Source organism: Thermosphaera sp., assembly GCA_038827615.1.
Classification (GTDB): Archaea; Thermoproteota; Thermoprotei_A; order Sulfolobales; family Desulfurococcaceae; genus Thermosphaera.
The window spans coordinates 664,829-686,885 of sequence record JAWBNK010000001.1; the positions used below are offsets into that span (position 1 = coordinate 664,829).

General features: G+C 45.3%; 21 protein-coding genes. 9 read left to right on the top strand and 12 right to left on the bottom strand.

The features are described 5' to 3' along the window. The first annotated feature begins 174 nt into the window (after positions 1-174). Complete coding sequence (locus tag QXH45_03695; GenBank protein MEM2078349.1) at positions 175-1,350, top strand: beta-ketoacyl synthase N-terminal-like domain-containing protein; 1,176 nt, start codon at positions 175-177, stop codon at positions 1,348-1,350. Then, positions 1,351-2,916, top strand: a complete 1,566-nt coding sequence (locus tag QXH45_03700; GenBank protein ID MEM2078350.1) for an acyl-CoA carboxylase subunit beta — start codon at positions 1,351-1,353, stop codon at positions 2,914-2,916. Here the strand turns inward: QXH45_03700 and QXH45_03705 are convergent. Then, positions 2,911-3,426, bottom strand: coding sequence for a biotin/lipoyl-containing protein (locus tag QXH45_03705; protein ID MEM2078351.1), 516 nt, complete (start codon positions 3,424-3,426; stop codon positions 2,911-2,913). The two genes, QXH45_03700 and QXH45_03705, sit on opposite strands and share 6 nt — an antisense overlap. Positions 3,427-3,534: 108 nt before the next feature. Here QXH45_03705 and QXH45_03710 point away from each other — a divergent pair, with 108 nt between their 5' ends. Continuing rightward, positions 3,535-5,079: a sodium-dependent transporter gene (locus tag QXH45_03710; GenBank protein MEM2078352.1), complete on the top strand. Its 1,545-nt coding sequence runs from the start codon at positions 3,535-3,537 to the stop codon at positions 5,077-5,079. 151 nt (positions 5,080-5,230) lie between these two features. Then, on the top strand, positions 5,231-5,935 hold the full coding sequence (locus QXH45_03715; protein ID MEM2078353.1) for an alpha-glucosidase: 705 nt from the start codon (positions 5,231-5,233) through the stop codon (positions 5,933-5,935). A gap of 14 nt (positions 5,936-5,949) precedes the next feature. Here the strand turns inward: QXH45_03715 and QXH45_03720 are convergent, their stop codons facing one another. The 8 genes from QXH45_03720 to gcvPA form a co-directional block, all read right to left on the bottom strand. Continuing rightward, positions 5,950-6,450: a hypothetical protein gene (locus QXH45_03720; GenBank protein ID MEM2078354.1), complete on the bottom strand. Its 501-nt coding sequence runs from the start codon at positions 6,448-6,450 to the stop codon at positions 5,950-5,952. A gap of 2 nt (positions 6,451-6,452) precedes the next feature. Continuing rightward, positions 6,453-7,466 carry an RsmB/NOP family class I SAM-dependent RNA methyltransferase gene (locus QXH45_03725; protein MEM2078355.1) on the bottom strand — a complete coding sequence of 338 codons (1,014 nt, stop codon included), beginning with the start codon at positions 7,464-7,466 and terminating at the stop codon, positions 6,453-6,455. Between the two features lie 42 nt (positions 7,467-7,508). Then, positions 7,509-8,717: an inorganic phosphate transporter gene (locus QXH45_03730; protein MEM2078356.1), complete on the bottom strand. Its 1,209-nt coding sequence runs from the start codon at positions 8,715-8,717 to the stop codon at positions 7,509-7,511. 100 nt (positions 8,718-8,817) lie between these two features. Beyond that, positions 8,818-9,918 (bottom strand): M42 family metallopeptidase, encoded by a 1,101-nt coding sequence (locus QXH45_03735; protein MEM2078357.1) that lies wholly within the window; start codon positions 9,916-9,918, stop codon positions 8,818-8,820. Between the two features lie 40 nt (positions 9,919-9,958). Then, positions 9,959-10,612, bottom strand: a complete 654-nt coding sequence (locus QXH45_03740) for a hypothetical protein (protein MEM2078358.1) — start codon at positions 10,610-10,612, stop codon at positions 9,959-9,961. A 38-nt stretch (positions 10,613-10,650) separates the two neighbouring features. Beyond that, positions 10,651-12,021 carry a dihydrolipoyl dehydrogenase gene (gene lpdA / locus QXH45_03745; protein MEM2078359.1) on the bottom strand — a complete coding sequence of 457 codons (1,371 nt, stop codon included), beginning with the start codon at positions 12,019-12,021 and terminating at the stop codon, positions 10,651-10,653. Beyond that, positions 12,018-13,583 (bottom strand): aminomethyl-transferring glycine dehydrogenase subunit GcvPB, encoded by a 1,566-nt coding sequence (gene gcvPB, locus QXH45_03750; protein MEM2078360.1) that lies wholly within the window; start codon positions 13,581-13,583, stop codon positions 12,018-12,020. The genes lpdA and gcvPB overlap by 4 nt, the downstream gene beginning before the upstream one ends. Further along, the gene (gene gcvPA, locus QXH45_03755; GenBank protein ID MEM2078361.1) at positions 13,580-14,983 is read right to left on the bottom strand and encodes an aminomethyl-transferring glycine dehydrogenase subunit GcvPA; all 1,404 of its coding nucleotides are present in this window, start codon (positions 14,981-14,983) and stop codon (positions 13,580-13,582) included. The genes gcvPB and gcvPA overlap by 4 nt, the downstream gene beginning before the upstream one ends. Positions 14,984-15,081: 98 nt before the next feature. Between gcvPA and gcvT the strand changes: the two genes are divergently transcribed. The 5 genes from gcvT to speE all read left to right on the top strand — a co-directional run bounded on the left by gcvT (position 15,082) and on the right by speE (position 19,721). Further along, on the top strand, positions 15,082-16,194 hold the full coding sequence (gene gcvT, locus QXH45_03760; GenBank protein ID MEM2078362.1) for a glycine cleavage system aminomethyltransferase GcvT: 1,113 nt from the start codon (positions 15,082-15,084) through the stop codon (positions 16,192-16,194). A gap of 54 nt (positions 16,195-16,248) precedes the next feature. Beyond that, positions 16,249-17,598 carry a serine hydroxymethyltransferase gene (gene glyA / locus QXH45_03765; GenBank protein ID MEM2078363.1) on the top strand — a complete coding sequence of 450 codons (1,350 nt, stop codon included), beginning with the start codon at positions 16,249-16,251 and terminating at the stop codon, positions 17,596-17,598. Positions 17,599-17,635: 37 nt separating this feature from the next. After that, a complete protein-coding gene (gene gcvH, locus QXH45_03770; protein MEM2078364.1) occupies positions 17,636-18,064 on the top strand; it encodes a glycine cleavage system protein GcvH in 429 nt (142 codons plus the stop codon). Positions 18,065-18,144: 80 nt separating this feature from the next. Further along, on the top strand, positions 18,145-18,867 hold the full coding sequence (gene deoC, locus QXH45_03775) for a deoxyribose-phosphate aldolase (protein MEM2078365.1): 723 nt from the start codon (positions 18,145-18,147) through the stop codon (positions 18,865-18,867). Next, positions 18,867-19,721 carry a polyamine aminopropyltransferase gene (speE, locus tag QXH45_03780; GenBank protein MEM2078366.1) on the top strand — a complete coding sequence of 285 codons (855 nt, stop codon included), beginning with the start codon at positions 18,867-18,869 and terminating at the stop codon, positions 19,719-19,721. The genes deoC and speE overlap by 1 nt, the downstream gene beginning before the upstream one ends. A gap of 12 nt (positions 19,722-19,733) precedes the next feature. On the opposite strand, the gene QXH45_03785 is transcribed toward speE, so the two are convergent. Genes QXH45_03785 through QXH45_03795 form a run of 3 tightly spaced genes read right to left on the bottom strand, consistent with a single transcriptional unit; the run spans position 19,734 to position 22,024 of the window. Beyond that, entirely contained in the window at positions 19,734-20,585 is an 852-nt protein-coding gene (locus QXH45_03785) for an ABC transporter permease (GenBank protein MEM2078367.1), read from the bottom strand. Positions 20,586-20,591: 6 nt separating this feature from the next. Then, positions 20,592-21,572 (bottom strand): ATP-binding cassette domain-containing protein, encoded by a 981-nt coding sequence (locus QXH45_03790; GenBank protein MEM2078368.1) that lies wholly within the window; start codon positions 21,570-21,572, stop codon positions 20,592-20,594. Then, positions 21,569-22,024 carry a PadR family transcriptional regulator gene (locus QXH45_03795; GenBank protein ID MEM2078369.1) on the bottom strand — a complete coding sequence of 152 codons (456 nt, stop codon included), beginning with the start codon at positions 22,022-22,024 and terminating at the stop codon, positions 21,569-21,571. Before QXH45_03795 ends, QXH45_03790 begins: the two co-directional genes overlap by 4 nt. Positions 22,025-22,057: the final 33 nt, after the last annotated feature.

Here is a 22,057-nt window from a genome sequence, read left to right on the forward strand (position 1 = left end):
GGATCCACCCTAATCTTTAAATGGAGGGAAAACTGTTATTTTCCCTGAGATGACCGAAGACTCCAGTTCGGATTGATGAAGAGACTCCACCCCTAGGGATGCATCGTCCTTTTAGTCAAGGTTTTTATTTTCAAGAGAGCATTATGGATTTCAATGATTTACAGAGGGTTATTCATGGATAAGGTCTTCATAGTAGGCGTAGGCTTAACTAAGATAGGGAGGTTCTATAGTCGGTCAGCCTCAAACTTGTTTAAGGAGGCGCTCGACCGGGCAATAACGGACGCTGGCGGCCTTACCCCCAAAGCCCTCGTAGTGGGCAATATGACCTCTAGTGTTTTAATGCAACAAGACAGTTTGGGTGCTCTCCTTGCAGATCACGCAGGGTTCAGGGGGATCCCGGCTTTCAAGGTAGAAGCCGCTTGCGGAAGCGGGGGCGCTGCACTATACGCTGGATTCTCAATTGTTAAAAGCGGTTTAGCCGACGTTGTAGCGGTTGGAGGCGTTGAAAAGCTAACTGAGGCCAACACTCCGCTCACCACGCGTGCGCTGGCCCAAGCCGCAGACTCGGATTTTGAGGTTTTCTACGGTGCGACATTCACTGGTTTGAACGCAATGCTCGCCAGACTATACATGGAGAAGTTCGGATATTCTGATGAAGATCTCTCGTACTGGCCGTTACGGATGCACGAATACGCTTCTTACAATCCTTACGCACAATTACCGAGGAAAACTACTTTACAGGAAATCCTCGACAGCCCATTGATCGCTGACCCGATTAGACTTTTCCATGCCGCCCCCATCGGTGATGGTGCGGCAGTGGTCTTGCTGGTGAGAGGAGAAGAAAAAGCTAAGGAGATCGCAAAACAGGTTGGTCGAGACACCTTAGTCGAGATAGCAGGGGTGGGCATGGCTACAGATAGCGTTGATTTAGCTTCGAGAAACGACCTCCTCGTATTGGAATCCACGGTGAGGGCGTCCAGAAGCGCATTGGAAATGGCGAATGTGGAAATCAAGGATGTTGATTACGTCGAACTCCACGACGCCTTTCACATCACGGGGTACACTATTCTCGAGGATTTAGGTCTCGCCCCTAAGGGAGAATCCCCGAGGCTGTGGAAAGAGGGGAGGTTTGGAAAAGGAGATAAACCAGAGGTTAATTTCAGTGGAGGATTAAAGGCTAGGGGACACCCTGTAGGAGCAACCGGCGTGTATCAAGTAGCCGAAGCCGCCATGCAACTCAGAGGAGATTTCCCAGGCTACAAGGCAAGTAGTCCGGAGATTGCTTTAACTCATAACATCGGCGGCGTAAGCACAATTGCTGTCGTGTCAATCCTACGAAGGGTGAAATAGTTGAATGATGTCTCCCATGAAGAGCTGATTAAGAGAGTTAGCGAGTACAAGGATAAAGCGGTTACTGGTGGCGGCCCGGAGAAAATAGAGGCGCAAAGGAAGAAGGGTAAGCTGTGGGTGAGAGATAGGGTTGTGAAGCTCCTCGACCCTGACACCTTCAACGAGCTCCAATGGATGATCACGCATAGGTCGAAATACTTTGGACTGGATAAAACGATCTACTACGGTGACGGCGTAGTAGCGGGGTTTGGAAGAATAGATGGAAGGTTCGTATACGTGTATGCACAAGACTTCACGGTTCTAGGGGGAAGCATCGGGGAGGCCCACGGCTACAAGATCGCTAAAACTATAGAACAAGCGATTCAAAACGGCTTCCCCGTCATCGGACTATACGATTCAGGGGGTGCTAGGATTCAAGAGGGCGTAGCTTCACTGAACGGTTGTGGAAGGATATTTCACGCCAATGTAAAGGCAAGCGGCGTCATACCGCAGATCGCGGTCATTTTGGGCCCGTGTGCTGGAGCAGCATCGTATAGTCCGGCGCTAATGGACTTCGTGATAATGGTTAAATCAGCATACATGTTCATAACAGGTCCCGAGGTAGTTAAAGCTGCCACTGGAGTTGAAGTCTCATTCGAAGAATTGGGTGGCGCTGACAAACACGGGAGCATCAGCGGGGTCGCACACTTCATAGCGAGTGATGAGGAATCAGCTTTCGCCATTGTGAGGAGGCTACTCTCTTACCTGCCCAATAACAACTCGGAAGAACCCCCCTACGTCCCGTCAGAAGACCCCATCGAGAGAAGGAACGACGAACTATATGAGATCGTGCCAACAGATCCGACTAAGCCGTTCGACGTCCGCGACGTTATTAGAAGCGTTGTGGATGATGGAGACTTCCTCGAGGTTCACGAGCTTTACGCTCCCAGCGCTGTAGTAGGCTTCGCAAGAATAGGTGGTTATACCGTTGGAATAGTTGCAAATCAGCCAGCTGTTAACGCTGGTGTAATAGATATAGATGCTTCAAACAAAATAGCGAGATTCGTAAGGTTCTGCGACTCATTCAACATACCAATAGTAACATTCGTAGATACGCCCGGTTTCATGCCCGGAGTAGACCAGGAGCATGGGGGGATAATTCGACACGGCGCAAAGATCCTACATGCATACAGCGAGGCAACAGTTCCCAAGATAACCCTAATAATGAGAAAGGCTTACGGGGGAGCATACATAGCAATGGGAAGTCAGTCGCTTGGGAGCGATGTAAACCTTGCCTGGCCCACCGCGGAAATCGCGGTAATGGGTCCGGAGGGAGCGGTCAGAATATTGTACAGGAAGGAGATAGACTCCTCCTCCAACCCACATGAGGTTGTCGAAAACAAGCTGAGGGAGTACAGGGAGGTTTTCGCCAACCCATTTAGGGCTGCAGAATTAGGATATATTGATGACGTTATCGATATTGGAGTGACGAGGCAAGCTTTATTCAAGCATCTCCAGATATTGAAGTTTAAGAGAGAAGAACATGTAATGTACCTCCCGAGGAAACACTCTAACATACCGCTATGACTTTCTAACCTTAATTATCGGATCGCCTTTTTTCACGGCTTGACCCTGTTTCACGTAAATGTTTTCGACAACTCCTTTCAGATGAGACTTTACCTCGACAATCATCTTCATGGACTCCATTAACGCCACGATAGTGTTTTCGTCAACTGGGTCGTTCAACCCGACCTTCAACTCTACAATCTTCCCAGTGATTGGCGCTTGAACGAGGTTCTCTCCAACGACTCGGGAAGCGGTTTTCACATCTTTAGAGGGTTTCACAATCTTCGATGATTCTCTCACAGATTGAATGCACACGGGCTCGCCTTCTATGAACAAACCATTATTGATCACAACACTGTACTCTACTCCATTCAAGTCTACAATAAATCTATCTCCGTGGTTCCTAACCACTCTCAGCCGGAAAACCTCGCCAGTCTCCGGATCTTTCAACAAGAGCGAGTTTCCCTCCTTGCCCTCAACTGTGAAGTCGAATTTCAACCCCAGCTTTGTAGTAACAGTGTAAGTTTTCATGGTTCTTACCTTAAGCCTAGGGATTTTAATTATTCACCAAAGTTAAATTTTTATTTTTTGCCGCACAATGTTATAATATTACGTATTTCGGAGGGGAAATATGTGACCATGACTAAGGAGAGAGAAGCATGGGCTACAAAAATAGGATTAATTCTCTCAATGGCTGGAAATGCCATCGGTCTCGGAAACTTCTGGAGATTCCCAAGAGTGCTGGCAGCCAACGGCGGCGGTGCCTTCATGATACCATACTTCATAGCGTTACTTCTGCTGGGAATCCCGCTAATGTGGGTTGAATGGGCCACTGGAAGACATGGTGGAAAATATGGGCACGGCACCCTGGGTCCAATGTTTTATGTCATGGCCAGGGAAAGCGTTAAGCCTAGAACCGCACTGATATTCGCCCTGATAGGAGGGATGCTGGCTTTCTCAGTCACTACTCTCCTCAACTCATACTACATCCACGTCATAGGGTGGACGGCCGCCTACACTATTTACAGCGCAACCGGAGCATATTACGGCGTCGATACCGTTCAGTTCTTCTTTAACCACATAGCTAATCCTCAAATGGTGTTGGCGACATGGCTCATCCCAATGATCCTCCTCTTCATTGCGGCCTACCGCGGAGTATCAAAGGGAATTGAAGCATTTAATAAAGTCATGATGCCCCTACTTTACGTTTTCGCCGTCCTATTAGCCGTTAGATCAATAACCATTGGAAGCCCTGTGCGCCCCGAGTGGAGCTCTTTAGCAGGCCTCAACTATATATGGAAGCCTAATTTCGAAGTCTTATCCAAGAACTTCTGGGTTATATCGCTGGCTGCCGCTGGACAAATATTCTTCACACTTAGCCTTGGAATGGGCATTATTCAAAACTACGCCTCATATGTGAGGAAGGGCGATGATATAGCGCTTTCAGCGCTGACAACAGCCTCTCTAAACGAGTTCGCTGAAGTCATTTTAGGAGGAAGCATAGCGATCCCAATAGCATACGCTTACCTTGGTCCAGAGGTTGTTAAGAGCGGGTCCCTAGGCCTCGCCTTCATGGCTTTACCCAACGTGTTCACGTCGATGGGAGATGTTGGAAGGTTCTTCGGAACAATATGGTTCCTCCTCCTGTTCTTCGCAGGATGGACTTCCGCTATCGCAATGTATAACTATCTAACAGCGCTTCTGGAGGAAGACTTAAACATTAACAGGAGAATCGGCTCATTAATAGTCTTCATCCTTTACTTCCTGCTAGGCCTCCCAGTGGCTCTGGATAGCTCACTAACATACTTTGGAGAGCTTGACAACTGGGTGGGATCTTACCTACTAGTTGTGCTGGGACTCTTCGACGTAATCGTTGCCGTCTGGTTGTTCAAACCAAGCAATCTGTGGAAAGAACTTCACGAGGGAGCCCTCATAAGGGTTCCCACATTCTTCAAATACATCCTAATGACTCTAACACCTCTGTACATACTGATACTATTAATTGGAACAACCATAGATTACTACAATCAGGGCGTTTTCGCGCAGGCTGACCCGTTAATCGTGGGGGCAAGAATAGCGATTCTCATAATTTTAGTCATTGGCGCAGTTGAAACTTACATGGCTGTTAAGAAGAAGTATCGTGAAGAGCTCGCCAAAAACCAAGTGTTAGTGAGAGTCGAATAGGGGTGGCACAATGGACCCAGACGCTCTAGTCTTCCTCGTTGGTTCATGGGTTTTCATAATATCCCTCGTAGTGTATTGCTTCGTGAAGTTGTTCTCTAAAAAGAAATGATTTTTTACCACCTTCTCCCATTCCATACCATTGGCGCTCGCGATGGATTCTAAAACGCTTTTACAGGAGATTTTAAGCAATCTAAAAAGGATTGAAGATAATAGAAAAGTGAAAGAGTTAAAACTGAGCAAAGACTTCGATGAAGCCGTAAAATCGATCGAGTACTCGATGCAGAGATTGGTGACTGATAACGTGGAGTTTGCGAGAAGTTTGAAGCAAAAAAGCTCAGAGCTTATTCTCAAGATAGAATCTATCAAGGAGGCGGCAATCCCTAAAAGTCTGTCGGACGAGTTGAAATTATTCCTTAAATATTGTAAAATGAGCGTTTACGAGTTCACTGATAAAATCAAGGACGTGCGCAAGGCTTACAGGGCTTATCTATGGGGCATGATCACTTTCCTCGTACTCGGAGGTACGTACAGGATGGAGTTCGCTGTTTCAGCAATCGTCCTAGCATTTCCAATAATCCTCGCAATGGGAGGGTTGAGAAGAAGGAGGTCCATGGGGTTAATGCTAGCTTATGCTACTATTCCACTGCCCCTCGTAATATTTGTGATGATTCTCACGTATGCCTTATATGCTGTAACCCGTGTTGAGGAGGTCGGGTTCATAGCTTCGGCCTACGGAGTATCGCTGGAGACCGCATTTCTCATTCTCACTATTGTGTTGATTGCTAGTGCCTCAGGGCTGATTCTTCTCTCCTACTCTCTCAAAAAGCTCGTTGAAAATAGACATGCATTCTTTTAATTCTTTAAAAGCCGCTATCCGAGAACTCTCAGGAAAATACTTAGATCATAGACGTGCCGATAACATTTACAGTCCGGGTCGTATTCTGCAAATCCTATCACTTGATGATCCGACGCGTCTAAAACTGCCACTAATCCATTGCAGGGTGCATGTCTCTCCAACACGCTACTCTCGAGAATGTCGCGTCCATATAGAAAAAGCTCGACGGATTTACTGCTGACTACTACAGCGGCCCTTATTCCGTGTTCTTTAAAAACCTTTTCAGCAAGATTAATGGATGGTAATATTTTATCCTTAAACCTCACCCCTATCCAGGAGCCCTCGTAAACAACAAGTTCCTCGTCAACACTCCTATCTGTTGTCCAGATTATGCAAAAATCTCCAATACACGTTGCCCCTACATGTCTCTTCAAATAATTTTCAAAGCTGACTCCCCATAAGTTAACAATTAATTCGGATAGGATATTCAACCACTCGCTAGGAGGCTCAATGACCTTAATTTCGATTTTCAACAAAACTACCTCCTCGTTTTTCTTAGCAAACAGGTCGTGAAGCCAAAAGTCCCGTGGACGTGCGGCCAGAGCCTTATACATTTCTCAAATTCCTTCGGAAACTCTATATCGCCAAATCGTGTTATCCAAGGAGAGTAATTGAATAGTGTGACCGGTGGAGGAATTATTTCGATATCGCTTCTTGCTTGAAGTATTTTGGAGAGAACGTATTCGTTTTCCTCGGGGGCGATACTGCATGTGGAGTAAGCTATGATCCCATCGTTTTCCAACAATTTGATTAAAGAGTCCAATAACTCTATTTCTCGTTTAACAAGCAATGCCAGTTCATAAATGCTAGTGCGATTCCGCCTTCCCGGATCCACGGAGATGCGTCCCTCACCACTGCAAGGAGCATCTAAGAGAATTCTCTCAAATTTCCTCGTCAGTTTCCCGGGGAGCTTTCTGGCATCGCTCCACATTATGGATATGTTTTCAAGCCTCATCCGCGCGACATGTCCAATAAGACTTTTCAATCTCCTCAAGACGAGATCGTTGGCAAACACCACACCATGGTCTCCAATCCTTTCTGCAAGAAACGTTGCCTTCCCACCTGGGGCGGCGCAAGCGTCGAGAACGTTGCCTTGATACTCGTGGGTTAAAAGTATAACGGGGACTAGGCTGGAGGAATCCCTATGCAAGTAGTAGTATCCCTTTAAATACTCGAAAGTGGCTCCGAGACTCGGCTTCTCAGGCGCATCGAGAACCCTGAATGCCCCATGGTACCAGGGTATTCTCTCGAGAACAAAGCCTTTTTCGATTAACGCCTTCTCAATTTTTTCAGGATCCACTAACCTAGTATTTACCCTTATTACTGGCTTGACCGATTGTTTGAAAGAATCTAAAAGTTTGATGGCTCCGTTTTTCCCCAGCATTCTTAAATATCTCTCAATCATATATGGTAGGAAGCCGTTCTCAAAAGCTAGCTCGATGGACGTATCCGACGGCTTAATGCTTATCTCCCGTAGAATGCTTGAGACCATCTTCTCCACTTGGACCTCCAAAGAATGCTATATCGTATGTCATCATAAAATAGTTAGCATTAATCCCATGAAAATCCCGGAGAACAATGCTATAGTGAAACCGATGTACCAGTATGAGAAAATTCTTGCAATCAATTTGAGGTTAACGCTACCCACCCCTCGAGCTAATCCAACCCCTGCAATACTTCCAATGACCAAGCCCGTCATCGACGTGGGCAATCCCATCCTGGTGATGAAGAGCATAGTGATAGAGGCTGAAAAGTTAGCCATGAAGGCGGAGTCGTTGTTTAGAACAGTTATATTCTCCCCGATTGTTCTAGCGACCCTTAGACCCCATGTTAGTACCCCCGCTGATATCCCTCCCGAACAGAGTAAGAGGAGGAACGGGCTGACCGATAAACCCTCTTCAGATAGGGTGTTTGTTGAAAATGCAGCTATGGCTCCGGCAAGGGGGCCAGCAGCGTTTGCCACATCATGAGCGCCATGAGTAAACGCCATCATACCCGAGGAGATCGCCAGCGCCTCAGATGGAAAGATCCTGCCGGAATCCAATGTCCTGGCCCTACGGTTTTTCACGGTTTTATACATAGCTAAAACCGGGACCACGTTTAGAACTGAAAGTGTGAGGACAAAGATCACTGCTCTCGAGAAAAAGGAGAAATGACTTGGAAGTAGTAATAACACTGAAGAGATAATAAACAAATTATAGTAGAAAAAGACGAGAAAGTAAACCGTCCATGCTCTCTTCGAGTTTACGACCAACTCATATAACTTGAAAGACACAGCCCCCACCAGCATTCCGATTATTGGGAGAAGCATCCACAGCACAAGGAGGGTTGAGACTAATGGAAAGTTTACTGCGCCTCCCCCGGTGTATCCTATTCCGAAACCTACTAAGGATCCAATTAGGATCTGGGTAATACTAAATGGTATTTTCCTCATTGTTACGCTAAGTATCAGTAGAAAAGTTATAAGCATCGACCCTGTCAAACCGACACCGTACACCGAAGGGCTGAATACAGTGGGGTTCAGAATTCTCTTCAAAATAGTCTCGGATACAAAACCTCCATACAATACACCACCGAGGAGCTCTGCCAACCCAGCTATCAATAACGCTTTTTTGAGAGACAGGGCTTTTGCACCGATTAAAGTCCCAATACTATTACCAGCGTTGTTAGCTCCATCAATCCAGGCAAGCATTAAAGCGAAAACCCCCGCCATGAAAACGCCTATAACATCTGTCCCAATCACTCTGAGGTCATCTCGCCCATTACTAGAAAACAAATTTTCTTTAACGACAGGGATATAAAAACCTTATTAATGTGGATCTGGAAAAAATGCTGGTTAAAAACTACTTGATTACAACTCCTTTCAAACTCTTAATCCAGTTCTCGGTAGCCTCCATTGCAAAAACAGCGGCCAGTTTCGAAGCATTGCATAAGTCCTCCAAATCAAGGACTTCCACTGGACTATGAATGTATCTTGAAGGTATTGATATAGTTCCTGCAGGAACTCCCTCCTTGTTCAAAGCTATGATGGAGGCGTCTGTAGTTCCTCCGGGAACAACGTCCAACTGATATGGAATTCCATGCTTCTCTGCCAAGCTCACCAAGTAACGTACCACGTCAGGATGAGCTATCAAACCGCTTGCGTTTCTCCCGTCCACTATCTTGATTGCAGGACCTTTTCCAAGCCTAGTGAACCATTCACTTTTGGGCACACCAGGAACATCGCTGGCAATCGTCACATCGATAGCTAAAGCCACATCGGGTGTAATACTGTAGGCTGAGGTTCTTGCGCCTTTCAACCCAACTTCCTCTTGGACCGTGAACACGAAATAAACGTCCACGTTCGGCTGGTCCACTTGCTGGAGAGCCTTTATCAGCGCTATGACGCCGACTCTGTCATCAAACGCCTTTCCCGTCACTCTATTACCGGCAAGCTCGGCAACATCCCTGTCGAACACCACGATATCGCCCTGCCTAACACCTAACCTTTCGACCTCATCCCTTGAGGATGCTCCAATATCGATGAACAACTCTCTCAGCTCGGGGACTTTCTGGGCCTCCTCGGGCTTTATGACGTGAGGAGGCTTCAAGCCAATGACTCCACGAACAATCCTACCCTCTCTTGTAACAACTGATACTCTCTGATACAAAAGTGTTCTCTCCAATACGCCCCCAATGGGGATCGCTCTCAAGAAGCCATCATCCTCGATATGAGAAATGAATAATCCGATCTCATCCATATGAGCAGCGAGCATTATCTTAGCGTTACTTGACTTACCCTTTTTTAGGGCGATCACGTTTCCCCATGTGTCAATCCAAAGCTGGTCTGCATAAGGTTTCACGAGATCAACGATCTTATCTCTAACTCTGTATTCGTATCCGCTTGGACCTGGGATTTGAGTAAGCTCCCTTAACAGGGCTAGCAGTTCATCCCGCCAGACCATTCCATCACCAAATGTAAATACTATGGGATTAAATATTAATTTAACGCGACCCCAGGTCCTTTAATAGTCTTTCAAGATTTAGGAGTTTTGAATGATTAGGTAGCTTTATCTCGTGTGAACCGACTAGAGCTGATACCAAGGACGACTCTGGCTCATAGTGATATAAAACGTATGATTTTCTAACCTCGGCATCGAGGACGTCGTTCTTGAAACCTATAAGTGATGTTAGCTCTGATACAAACCTGTACTGCGTGACCGACCTGAAATATTCTAAATCGGACTCACTTGATCTCGCCCCGAAGAAGACGAGCTTTTTGAAAAATCCTTTTCTCCCTCCTTCGGCTTTTCTTTTCTCACCCAGTTCCCTTATCTTAACTATGTAAGCTTTTTTAAGATCATTTAAGTATGATTCTATCTCCGCTTTGTTACATATCTTAGAGTCGTCCAGGAATATGCGTAATCCGTGGGGATGGGAAAAAGCGATTTCCTGAAGGCTCGAGAAAGGAAGCCTGAAGGATAAAAGGATTCTATCCCCGAGAAGCTCGTTTAATAGATACTTGTGGAAAAAACAGTCGAATCCGTATACTGCGGAGTCCTCAAAAGGTTGCACCAACCCTGTAGTCGCCCAGAAGCAGTACCCGTTTTCGAAGCACTTCCTGATCAGCTTTTCATCAACACTTAAATACCCCAGCATTATTTACACCGAACTTATCTAAGGTGTTGCTTGAAAAATTATTTCTTAATAAAGTGAACTGGTTCGCCCAATATATATTCAACGATGTCCCTTAAGGATTCCGATACTGTTAAGTGAGGATAGGGTAGAGAAGCGATATCGCTGAGTGAAATCTTGCCCAGATATAGAGGTAGGTAAGCTGATATTACTTCTGAGGCGTTGGGAGATACCACTTGGATACCATAGGTCTTCTCGAACTTCTCGTCCATTAACAATTTCACGAATGCATTCTTACCTCCTTTTATTTTAACGGAGGACAGGTAGTAGATAGGTAGTTTTACTTTGTTATATTTGATCTTTAACGAAGCTAATTCTTTCTCAGTGTATCCAATACTCGCTATCTCCAATCCAGTGAAAATGGTTATAGGTACTAGGCGGTAATCTATCTTAAAACTGGGTTTTCCGGCAATTCTTTTTGCAACTGCTATGCTTTCAAGGATGGCCTTGTGAGCTAGTTGGGGTCCGCCGATCACATCGCCCGTTGCAAATACGTTTTCAACGCTTGTCCTGCCCTCCTCATCCACTACAATGTAGCCTTTACTGTCCAAGCGTATCCCATTTTCAGCAAGCCCTATATCCTTGGTCTTGGGGGTTCTCCCCGTCGCAACGAGCACCTTGTCTGCAGTGACCACTTCACCTGTGGAAAGTTTCACCTTGTACTGACGTCCTTCTCTTTCAACGCCTTCAACGCTTGTCTTCTCCCTTATTTTGACTCCATTACTTGCAAGATAAGTCTTCAAGGCTAGTGCCACATCCTTATCCGTGAATGGCAGAATATGTTCCATTATTTCGACTACAGTTACGTCAACGTGGTTTTTAGAGAATACGTTCGCCATCTCTACACCTATTACGCCTCCCCCGATGATCAACACGCTCGACGGTTTCTCCTTCAAGAATAATGCCTCTCTGTTGCTCACTATTCCCTCTCCGTCAAATCTCACGTGAGGGAGTTGAGAGGGGTCTGTCCCGAGAGCAAGTACTAATCTATCTGCTTCAACCTCCCTTTTCTCTCCATCCTTGTGAATGATAATATTCTTCGGATTTTTCAGAGAGGCCCTTCCCTCGAGTATGTCAACACCACTCGTCTCCAACAAGTACTTAATACCTTCTCTAGTCTCCCCTACGATCGCTCTGGCCCATTCTACCACATCTTCCCACTTATAGCTGACTTGACCATTCACTTTCTCAACAGTCTTCACTGCTTCCGCGATTTGATATAAGGCCTTACTAGGCACACATCCCCAGTTTGTACACTCCCCGCCTATTAGCCTCTCCTCGATGATCGCGACCCTGAGACCCTGCTGAGCTAAGTAGACAGCTCCCGGGTATCCTCCTGTCCCTGAGCCCACGATTACTGCGTCGTATTTCATTTGATTTCTCCCTTAGCCCTTTTGACGTGCAACCTCCATGTGGGGGTTACCGTAGTCGGATGGTTTGCTTTTATCAGATCAATTCTTCCTATCGTGGTGTTTACCGGCCATTTCTTAGGCGCAGACGGGTCTTTATAAGCGGTCTCACTGATCTCTTTCAGCCTTTCAGCGTATTTCTCAATGTTTTCAATAGTCTCAGTCTCAGTAAACTCGGTCATGAGAGCTTCTTTTACAATAAGCGGGAAATATATCGTAGGTGCGTAGAAGCCAGCGTCAAGCAACCCCTTGGCTACATCTTCAGCCGTTACTCCGACATCCTCGGCCATTGGCTGAGCGCTCAAAACAACCTCGTGTTTCCTAAACCTGCCCCTGCCATATGGAATGCTATATCCCCTTACGTTCTCCATCAGCTTCATAAAGTAGTTGGTATTTAATACTGCAATATCCGTCACCTTCTTCAACCCTTCCGGCCCCATCATTAATATGTATGAATAGGCCCAGATCAGCGGCGTAATATTGCCGAAGAACGCTTTAAGGAACCCTATGCTACTTGCTCCTGGACTCTTCAACTGGTACTTTCCTGTTTTTTCATTATAAATTACCACGAAACCTGGGAGAAGGTCGCTTAGTCTAATATTCCTCTCGGGATCAATTACTCTATCTTTAACGCACACAGGTCCTGCTCCAGGTCCGCCTCCTCCATGAGGGGCTCCAAAAGTCTTGTGAACATTGAGGTGGGCTATGTCGAAGCCCATATCACCAGGTCTCGCGTAACCCATAATTCCATTCAAGTTTGCGCCATCATAGTATAGAAGCCCATCGACACTGTGGATTAGCTTCGCGATCTCTAGAATGTTTTCTTCAAATAATCCCAGCGTACTAGGATTAGTAATCATCAGCCCAGCGGTGGATTCGCCCACAACGCTCTTCAACGCCTCCAGGTCAACATTGCCCCTCTCAGCTGAAGGCACCTCGACGACCTTAAAGCCCCCCATCGATGCGCTAGCTGGGTTTGTACCGTGAGCAGAGTCGGGAATTATGATTTCCTTCTTCCTATCTATTTGATTCTTCAATTCATGGTAACGTCTTATTATTAAGATGCCGGCTAATTCTCCATGAGCACCCGCTGCAGGATGAAGACTGCAGACATCCATTCCGGTGATGTTTGCAAGCCACTTCTGGAGTTCATAAAGTATTTCAAGCAGTCCTTGAACAGTATCCTCGTCTTGTAGCGGGTGAAGACTTGTTATCCTCGAATCACTAGAAACCTCCCAAGCGATCCTTGGATTGTACTTCATTGTGCATGAACCCAGGGGTACTGGCCCGTTGTCCACGCCGTACGCCATCTCTGTTAAACGCGTAAAATGTCGCATGACGTCTACTTCGCTGAGCTCGGGAAGCTCCGGCTCCGAAACCCGTAGCATTTCATTCCTGATGTTTATTTCACCGACTTTTTTCTTGATTTCGTCCTCAGGTTCTGGCGGAATGAATCCTACTCTACCCTTAACGCTGAGCTCAAAAATCAACGGTTCACTCCACTTAGCCTGCCTGAACACGCTCATTCACCTCCCCTAACTATTCCCTCGAGAAGCTCAATCAACCTGTCTATATCTGATTTGAAGTGAAGCTCGGTGAAAGCCCACAACGATGATTCACCCAATTCAGGATACAATTCTCCAAGATACAGACCCCCGTGAACTCCCTTTTCCAACAAGCTCTTGTGAACAGTTTCATACTTCACCCTCGCCTCATTTAATGAGACTGCAAACTCGTTGAAGAAGTCTCCATTGAATATTCTCTTCAAACCTATCTCGCTAAATCTAATCGCTGCGTAGTGCGCCCTGTAATAGTTCAGCTCTGATAACTTCCTTAATCCCGTTTTACCTAGAAGCGAGAGATATACAGCCACACCTATTGCTGCCAAAGCTTCGTTAGTGCATATGTTCGAAGTCGCCTTCTCTCTCTTTATGTGCTGCTCACGTGCTTGGAGAATCATCGCGAATGCTCTCTGAGTCCCATCGAGCGTCGTAGTCATACCTATAATTCTACCTGGCATTTGCCTTATCAAGTTTTGATCGTATCTTACGGCAAATATACCCAAATAGGGCCCTCCATAGTTTAGGCCCAAGCCGAATGGTTGACCGTCACCGACAGCAATATCAGCCCCTACTTCACCTGGAGACTTCAAAAGTCCCAGGGCCATCGGATAAACGCCTGTGACATATAGTGCTCCTTTCTCATGAGCTATTTCTCCAATGGATTTAGCGTTTTCAATAATTCCGAAGAAATTGGGGTATTGAAGGTATACACCAGCTGTATTAGCGTCTACCTTGTTTTTCAAATCCTCAACGTCGACTGTGCCTTCTACGGGATCGTATCTTGTTTTTTCTATCCGTACTCCAAGTGGCCAAAGGTATGTTTGAACCACTTTCAAGTGATATGGGTTCATGTTAGCCGGGACTATTACTTTATTCCTACCCTTCTTCACTCGAACACTCATTAACAGAGCCTCAGCCGTAGCAGATGCCCAGTCATACATCGAGGCATTCACAAGCTCCATTTGCATGAGCTCCGCCATGAGGCTCTGATACTCGAAAATGGCTTGCATCAGCCCCTGGGAGATCTCGGCCTGATAGGGGGTATAAGCCGTTAGGAATTCTCCCCTGGAGAGAATATACTTCACAAGAGGCGGAACATAATGAGGGTAAACCCCTGCTCCCATGAAGGGCGGCGGGTTGAATACCTTGTTTTTCGACAGCCTTTCATCTACAAGCCTCTTAGCCTCAACCTCAGATATGGTGCGTCCAACCCCGATTTCAAGATTCATCCATTTTTCATTACTGATCCGAGCCTCAGGTGGAATGTCTTTGAACAACTCTTCAATCCGATCTATACCTATCGTTTTTAGCATTTTTTCGACAACTTCCCTAGAAGAGTTCGGTATCCATGGGTGAGTGGACATAACTACACCAATTTTTCATTAAGTAGTTCTCATATTTAAACGCGAGATCAAGCATGTTTATTTACTTGGACAACGTATCAATTAAACGGCGATAAAGGTTGCCCAAGCTCGCATTGCTTGAATATTACATAGAAAAACTCGGTGCCGAATCAGGGTTGTTTGGAGACTGGGAGGTCCCCTTCAGGTTTACAAATGCCATTGAAGAGCATTTGTCAGTTAGGAATAGCGTCGGAGTATTTGACGTATCCCACATGGGTAGAATAGTGTTGAAGGGACCTGATGTTCTACCTCTAGCTCAATACCTGTATACTAAGGATGTTTCAAAGACCAAGCCATACTGGATGAGCGGCCCAACTCTAGCATTAAACCAGTGGGCCCGGGTTAAAGACGATGAAATGTTGTATAAAGTCAATGATGAAGAATGGTACCTCGTGACTAATGCTCTTACAAGGGAGAAGATGGTCAACTACATTAAGCAGGTGATCCTTCAAAAAAACTTCAAAGTAGAGGTCTCCGATATCACTCTTGAAACCTCCATGCTGGCTGTTCAAGGCCCCCGCGCCGCAGAGGTCATGGAGAGGTTGGGTGCGAAATGGGCTGGGGACTTGAAAATCCTCGAATTCAGAATTGGCGAGAAGATTGGAGGAGTTAATACAATATTGGTAAGTAGAAGCGGGTGGACTGGAGAAGACGGATTCGAGATTTGGGGCACGCATGGCGAGATTGCTAAATTAGTAGAGGTGTTGGTTGCAAACGGGGTGCGACCAGCGGGATTGATAGCGAGAGACACGCTTAGAATAGAAATGGGGTTCGTACTAGGAGATCACGAGTATGGTGAAGACCCAGTTAAATTTCCATGCGCATTATCACTTCGCTATGGTTTGGGCGCTATAACATGGGAGAAAAAGGGGTTCGTGGGTGAAGAAGCGTTGAGAGCTTGCAAAAGGGAAGGGGTCAGGTGGGTTAGGGTTGGACTCAAATTTGGAAAGGAGGCGGGTCGAATCATTCCGAGGACCGGGATGGCAGTATATTCCGAGGACGTGCAGATTGGCTGGGTTACAAGCGGAACATTTTCTCCAGTATTGAACAGGGGAATAGCAATGGCCTACATTGACACTAGGTATGCAGTCTTCGGCGAAGAAGTCGAAGTTCTAGTGAGAGATAAGAGATATGGTGCGAAAATAGTAGATTTCCCCTTCATTAAGAAGTAACCTTGTAATGCTTTATTAATATCTAATTATCTATTTTTTCTTGGTGTGTATTTCATGACATATGAGCTTGGAGAAGAAGTAGGATTAAATTCGCTTCTACAGCATTATCCGATGCTAAAGGAAGTGTTAGATTTAACCGTAAACCATACCACTTGGAGGAAAAGACACTGCCTTAACATGATAGCTAGTGAAAACGTGATGTCTCCTCTCGCAATGCTGGCTTATATGAATGATATGATGCACAGATACGCTGAGGGAAAACCGTACAAGAGATTCTACCAAGGCCTGCAATACGTCGACGCTCTCGAGGTCAAAGCAATGGAGATCATGGGAGAGCTCTTGGAAACTAAGTATGTTGATTTACGACCAGTGAGTGGGACTACAGCGAACGCGTCAGCGTTCAGAGCGTTCACAAAGCCTGGTGATAAGGCATGCGTTGCACCAGTGCAGGCGGGTGCTCATGTAAGCCACACTAGGTTTGGAACTCTGGGAGCCCTAGGCATCGAGCAAGTTGAGCTTCCCTTCAGCATGGAGGAGTGGAATATTGACGTTGATAAAGCCGTGAAAATGATCGAAGAGGTTAAGCCTAAAATCGTGACCTTGGGAGGCTCACTTTACATATTCCCTCACCCAACAAAGGAGATAGCTGAGGCGGCCCACGCTGTGGGAGCCAAGGTTATTCATGACGTGGCTCACGTGCTCGGGTTAATTGTCGGTAAAGTCTGGGAGAATCCATTGAAGCTTGGAGCGGACGTGATAACCTCTTCTACTCATAAAACGTTCCCAGGTCCTCAAGGAGGGTTGTTCGCGACAACAAGCGAGGAGGACTACAAGGAAATAGGAAAAGTAGTATTTCCGATGTTTGTGTCAAACCATCATTTGCACCGCTTAGCTGCGATGGCGGTTACTGGTATTGAGATGAAGCTTTGGGGCGAAGAATATGCAAGACAAATAGTCGCTAACGCTAAGGAGTTGGCCGCTCAGTTAGCTGCTGAGGGGTTCAAGGTAGTGATGGAAAGTAAGGGGTATACTACAAGTCATCAGGTAATAGTTGACGTGGCTGAGCTTGGAAGAGGCACAAAGATCGCTAAGATGTTGGAGGAAGCGAATATTATTGTTAACAAGAACATGCTTCCGTATGATAGACCCGAAGACGTTAAAGACCCCAGTGGACTTAGAATCGGTACTCAGGAGATCACGAGATGGGGGATGAAGAAGGAGGAGATGAAAGAGATTGCCAAGTTCATGAGAATGGTCGTTATCGATAGAAGAGATCCGAAAGAAGTAGCAAAAATGGTCTCTGAATTCAGGAAGAACTTCATGGAAGTCCAGTATGGATTCAAGATCACCCGTGAAGATGAGATCAGACTTCTTAAAATAATGCTCCATGCAGAGCCTTATTAATTAAACGCTTTATTAAAATAAATTGGAGGTATGATTCATGAGCAATGATATAATCGTAGAGGTTAAAGCAAAAAAATACCTTGTAAAAGGCGACAGGAGGTATTCGGAAACAGACGAATGGGCCTTATTGAATGGAGATGTTGCAATTATAGGAATCACTGATTACGCTCAGAAGGAGCTCAAAGATATCGTCTCGATAGAGCTTCCGGAAGTAGGGAGAAAGGTCAAGAAGGGTGAGGAAGTAGGTATTGTGGATTCGATCAAAGCCTCAAGCTCATACTATTCCCCTATTTCGGGTGAGATAATAGAGGTAAACGAAAATCTTCTAAGCAATCCTGAATTCATTAATAGAGACCCTTATGGAAATGGCTGGATATTCAAGCTCAAAGTCGAAAATCCAGATGAGTATTCATCCCTTCTCTCACCGGAAAAATACGCTGAAAAATTGAAATCCGCACATCACTAGCTATGTCTAAATATTAACTTTTCTTTTTTCTTCACGAAGATACTATTATTTAATATTCTCGAAATCGTTTTCAAAACATGGTGAGACTTTTGAAAAGCCTTCACTATAAAACATCGTTTGACCTGACTCCTCGCGAGCTAGCCTCTGTAATTGATCACACGTTGCTCAAGCCGGATGCTGATTACAAGACTCTAGAGAAGTACATTAACGACGTTAGGGAGTACGGATTCAAACTATTGATGCTCCCCTTATCTCTGCTCGAGAAGGCCCTAGAAATATCTGGTAAGACGATCACCTATGGTGTTGTCGTTGGGTTTCCGCTAGGAAACACTTCAACGAGAACAAAGGTCGCAGAGGCATTGGAAGCCGCTTCCCTCGGCGCGAAGGAGATAGACATGGTCATGAATATCTCATGGTTCAAAACTAAGGAATATAGTAAAGTTGTAGATGATGTAACACAAGTAGTGAATGCCGCTAAGAGAGGCGGCGTTGAAATCGTTAAGGTCATAATAGAGACCTCGCTCCTAGATGATAGTGAAAAGATCATTGCCACAGAGTTAGTTGCTAAGAGTGGGGCAGATTTCGTAAAGACCAACACAGGCTTTCTCGGAGGTGGGGCTACGCTGCACGACGTGCATCTTCTCGCAAGGGCTTCGCAAGGGCGTGTTAAGGTAAAAGCGTCGGGAGGAGTAAGACACGCCCTAGACTCCATAGCTTTACTAGAGGCCGGGGCAAGCAGGATTGGGACCAGCAATGGAGATAAAATTATGAAGGAGTTTTATGAACTTGTGGGTGAGGCCTGATGAGCGAGGATGGGCTCTACTTGTTCGAGCCTGCTGGAAAATCAATGAAATGCTTGTTCAAAATCAAAAAAGTACTTGCATTAGAGAAAACTCCCTACCAGGAAATCGCTTTCGTGGAACTTGAAGGTTTCGGGAAATCATTAATAATTGATAACTACATTCAAAGCACGGAAGTCGATGAACACTTGTATCACGAGCTATTGGTCCATCCGCCAATGATCCTGCATCCCAATCCTGCCAGAATTTTAATCATAGGAGGAGGAGAAGGGGCTACGCTGAGAGAAGTATTAAAGCATAATACTGTGAAGGAAGCTGTGATGGTTGATATTGATGAAAAAGTCGTGGAATTCTCGAAGAAATATCTAGAACACATGCACAAGGGAAGTTTCTACGATCCCCGTAGCAAGGTTCTGATTATGGATGGACTTAAATATGTTAGGGAGGCCCCCTACAACTACTATGATGTCGTCATTTTGGACTTAACAGATCCTTATGCTGGGGAGGCTGCAAGAGCCTTGTATAGCAATGAGTTCTATTCCGACGTTAAGAAGATATTGAGAAAAGATGGAGTTCTTGTTACTCAGGCTGGAAGCAGTTACTTCTACCCTGAAGAATACAGGTACGTGTTAAACAATATAAAGAGTAATTTCAAGTACACGGGAGAATACTGGACTTGGATACCCAGCTTCGGAGTCAACGTGAATTTCATAGTGGCGTCGGACGAGCACGATCCTGATAGTATTACACCTGAAGAATTCGAGAATAGGCTCGGAGCTAGGGGAGTCAAGCTCAAATATCTCACGGGAGCAAGGTTCAAAGGATTATTGTTAATTGGGGTGATTTATCAAAAATAGCCAAAATACGTCTCAGTCTTCGATAGTGGTTTTTTCAAACATTTCTGAAGCAATTGCCAAGAGAACCGCGGCAAATCCAAATATGACTAAGAGATCCATACTCCAGTGCATGTATTCGAAGCCAACGTCTGCACCCGTAAGCCAGTATCTCACTCCATGAACTGAGTATGTCAAGGGATTTATTTTTGAAACTATTTGCATCCATTGCGGCATTTGGGCCAGGGGATAAAACACACCGCTCATGAACATCAGCGGCATTGTTATCAAGTTCACTATCATTTGGAAGCCTTCCATACTGCTGAATTTCAGAGATATTAAAATACCTAGTCCCGTGAATCCGAGCGCCGTTATGAATATATAAATCAACCCTAATGGTATGTGGAGAAGCTTCAAGCCGCCTGCAAAGGGGGCGGCAATTAATATTACTACTAGTGCTTGAACGGTGTTAACGATTGAATCTCCCACTATTCTTCCAAGTATTATGATTTTTCTGGAGGCAGGAGCAACAAGACTCTCCTTAAGGAAGCCGAATTGCTTATCCCATATGACGCTAATACCCGATATAAAGCTTCCAATGAAGGCAGTGACCACTACTAGTCCACTAACTATAAATGTAACGTAGTCCACTCCGCCGAATAGTTTGTTGAAGTATGATTGTATTATTTGCGTCGTGTTAATAGGAATAGGCGGGTTTTCAAATTGAATATTCACTCCCCCGTTAAAGATGCTGCCGAATCCGACGCCTATGAAGAACAACCATAAGAAGGGTTGAAGTAGCACGGACACTACTCTGGCTCTAGAGCTAATCCATCTCTTCAATTGTCTATACACCATTGCAGTGAACGCGTCAAACTCCTTGCTCATACCACATCACCACCTGAAACCTCTTCTGGGAGGTGCAGGGAGGTTTTCTTCTAAGTGATCTCTCAACTCCCTCCCAGTCAAGTGCAGAAAAACATCATTTAGAGTTGGTCTCCTGTAGTTTATCTCGAGTATCTTAACGCCATTGGCATTAGCTAGGTCGAAAATCTCGGGTATTATCTTCGAAGCGTTTTCGACGAGAAGCTCCATCCTCCCGTCAACAGTAAGCTTGCAGTCCTTCGCGAAGTTTAGTTTTTCACATAATTCCTTCGCGTCGCCGGATAGTCTTAAAAGCACCATGTCTCTTCCCAACATGGATTTCAGCTCTTCGGAAGAACCCATCGCCACTATCTTCCCACGATCCATAATTGCAATCCTGCTAGCAAGCTCCTCAGCTTCATCCATATAATGAGTAGTCATCAGTATCGTCGTATTGTATTCTTTCATGATCTTTCGAAGATACTCCCATACCTTGTTTCGCGACTGCGGGTCCAAGCCGATCGTTGGTTCATCTAGGATTAACAGCTCAGGTTCATGTAGTAGGCTTCTAGCAATCTCGAGCCTTCTTCTCATTCCCCCGCTGAAATATCTTACTTGTTTATTCTTAAACTCTGCGAGTTCAACAAGGTCTAATAATTCGTTGATTTTCCTCTTAAGCTCTGGTTCCTGGATCCCGTAGAGTTTACCATGGATGTACATGTTATCATAAGCTGTTAATTGATTGTCCAAGCTGGGGTCTTGAAAGACGATCCCTATCTTTTTCCTAACGCTTTGCGGGTTTTCAGAGACGTCCACTCCAGCGACAAAGACTCTTCCTGATGTAGGTTTTAAGAGCGTTGCAATGATGTGAATCGTTGTAGTTTTTCCAGCACCGTTAGGTCCAAGCAGTCCGAATATCTCACCCTTTCTCACGTTGAAAGACACGTTATTTACCGCCACAACATCCTTGAATCTCTTTACAAGGTTTTCAACGATTATGATGTCGGTCAATACAACTCACCGATCAAAGATTTAAGTTGAATATTAAATGACTGAACAAGCTGTTTCAAAACGGTTTTCTCCTTCTCGTCGAAACTGTCAAGATTCTCATAAATCCGCTTTAGAGTCATCAGTAACTCAGTAATCCCTAGTTCCTTAATCTCTCTGAACTTGTTTTCAAATTTACGAATCTCTTCAATTAAGGTCTCATTATTCCTTAGAATCTCTCTACCTTTATCTGTTATTGTATAGACTTTTTTCAACCTTGAACCCTCGTGAACTTTTCGGGATTTTATCAGACCATCCTTTTCAAGAGAACGAAGCATTGGGTATAGGATTCCAGCGCTAGTTTTCATCCCAATGTTCTGAAAGATCTCTTTGGCAATAGCGTAGCCGTGCTTATCCCCCTTTGATAAAATCTCTAGGATCTTAAGCGACAAGTATTTCTTTACCTTTATTTTCATCATAAGTATCATCTTTTCAAATATATCTTGAAA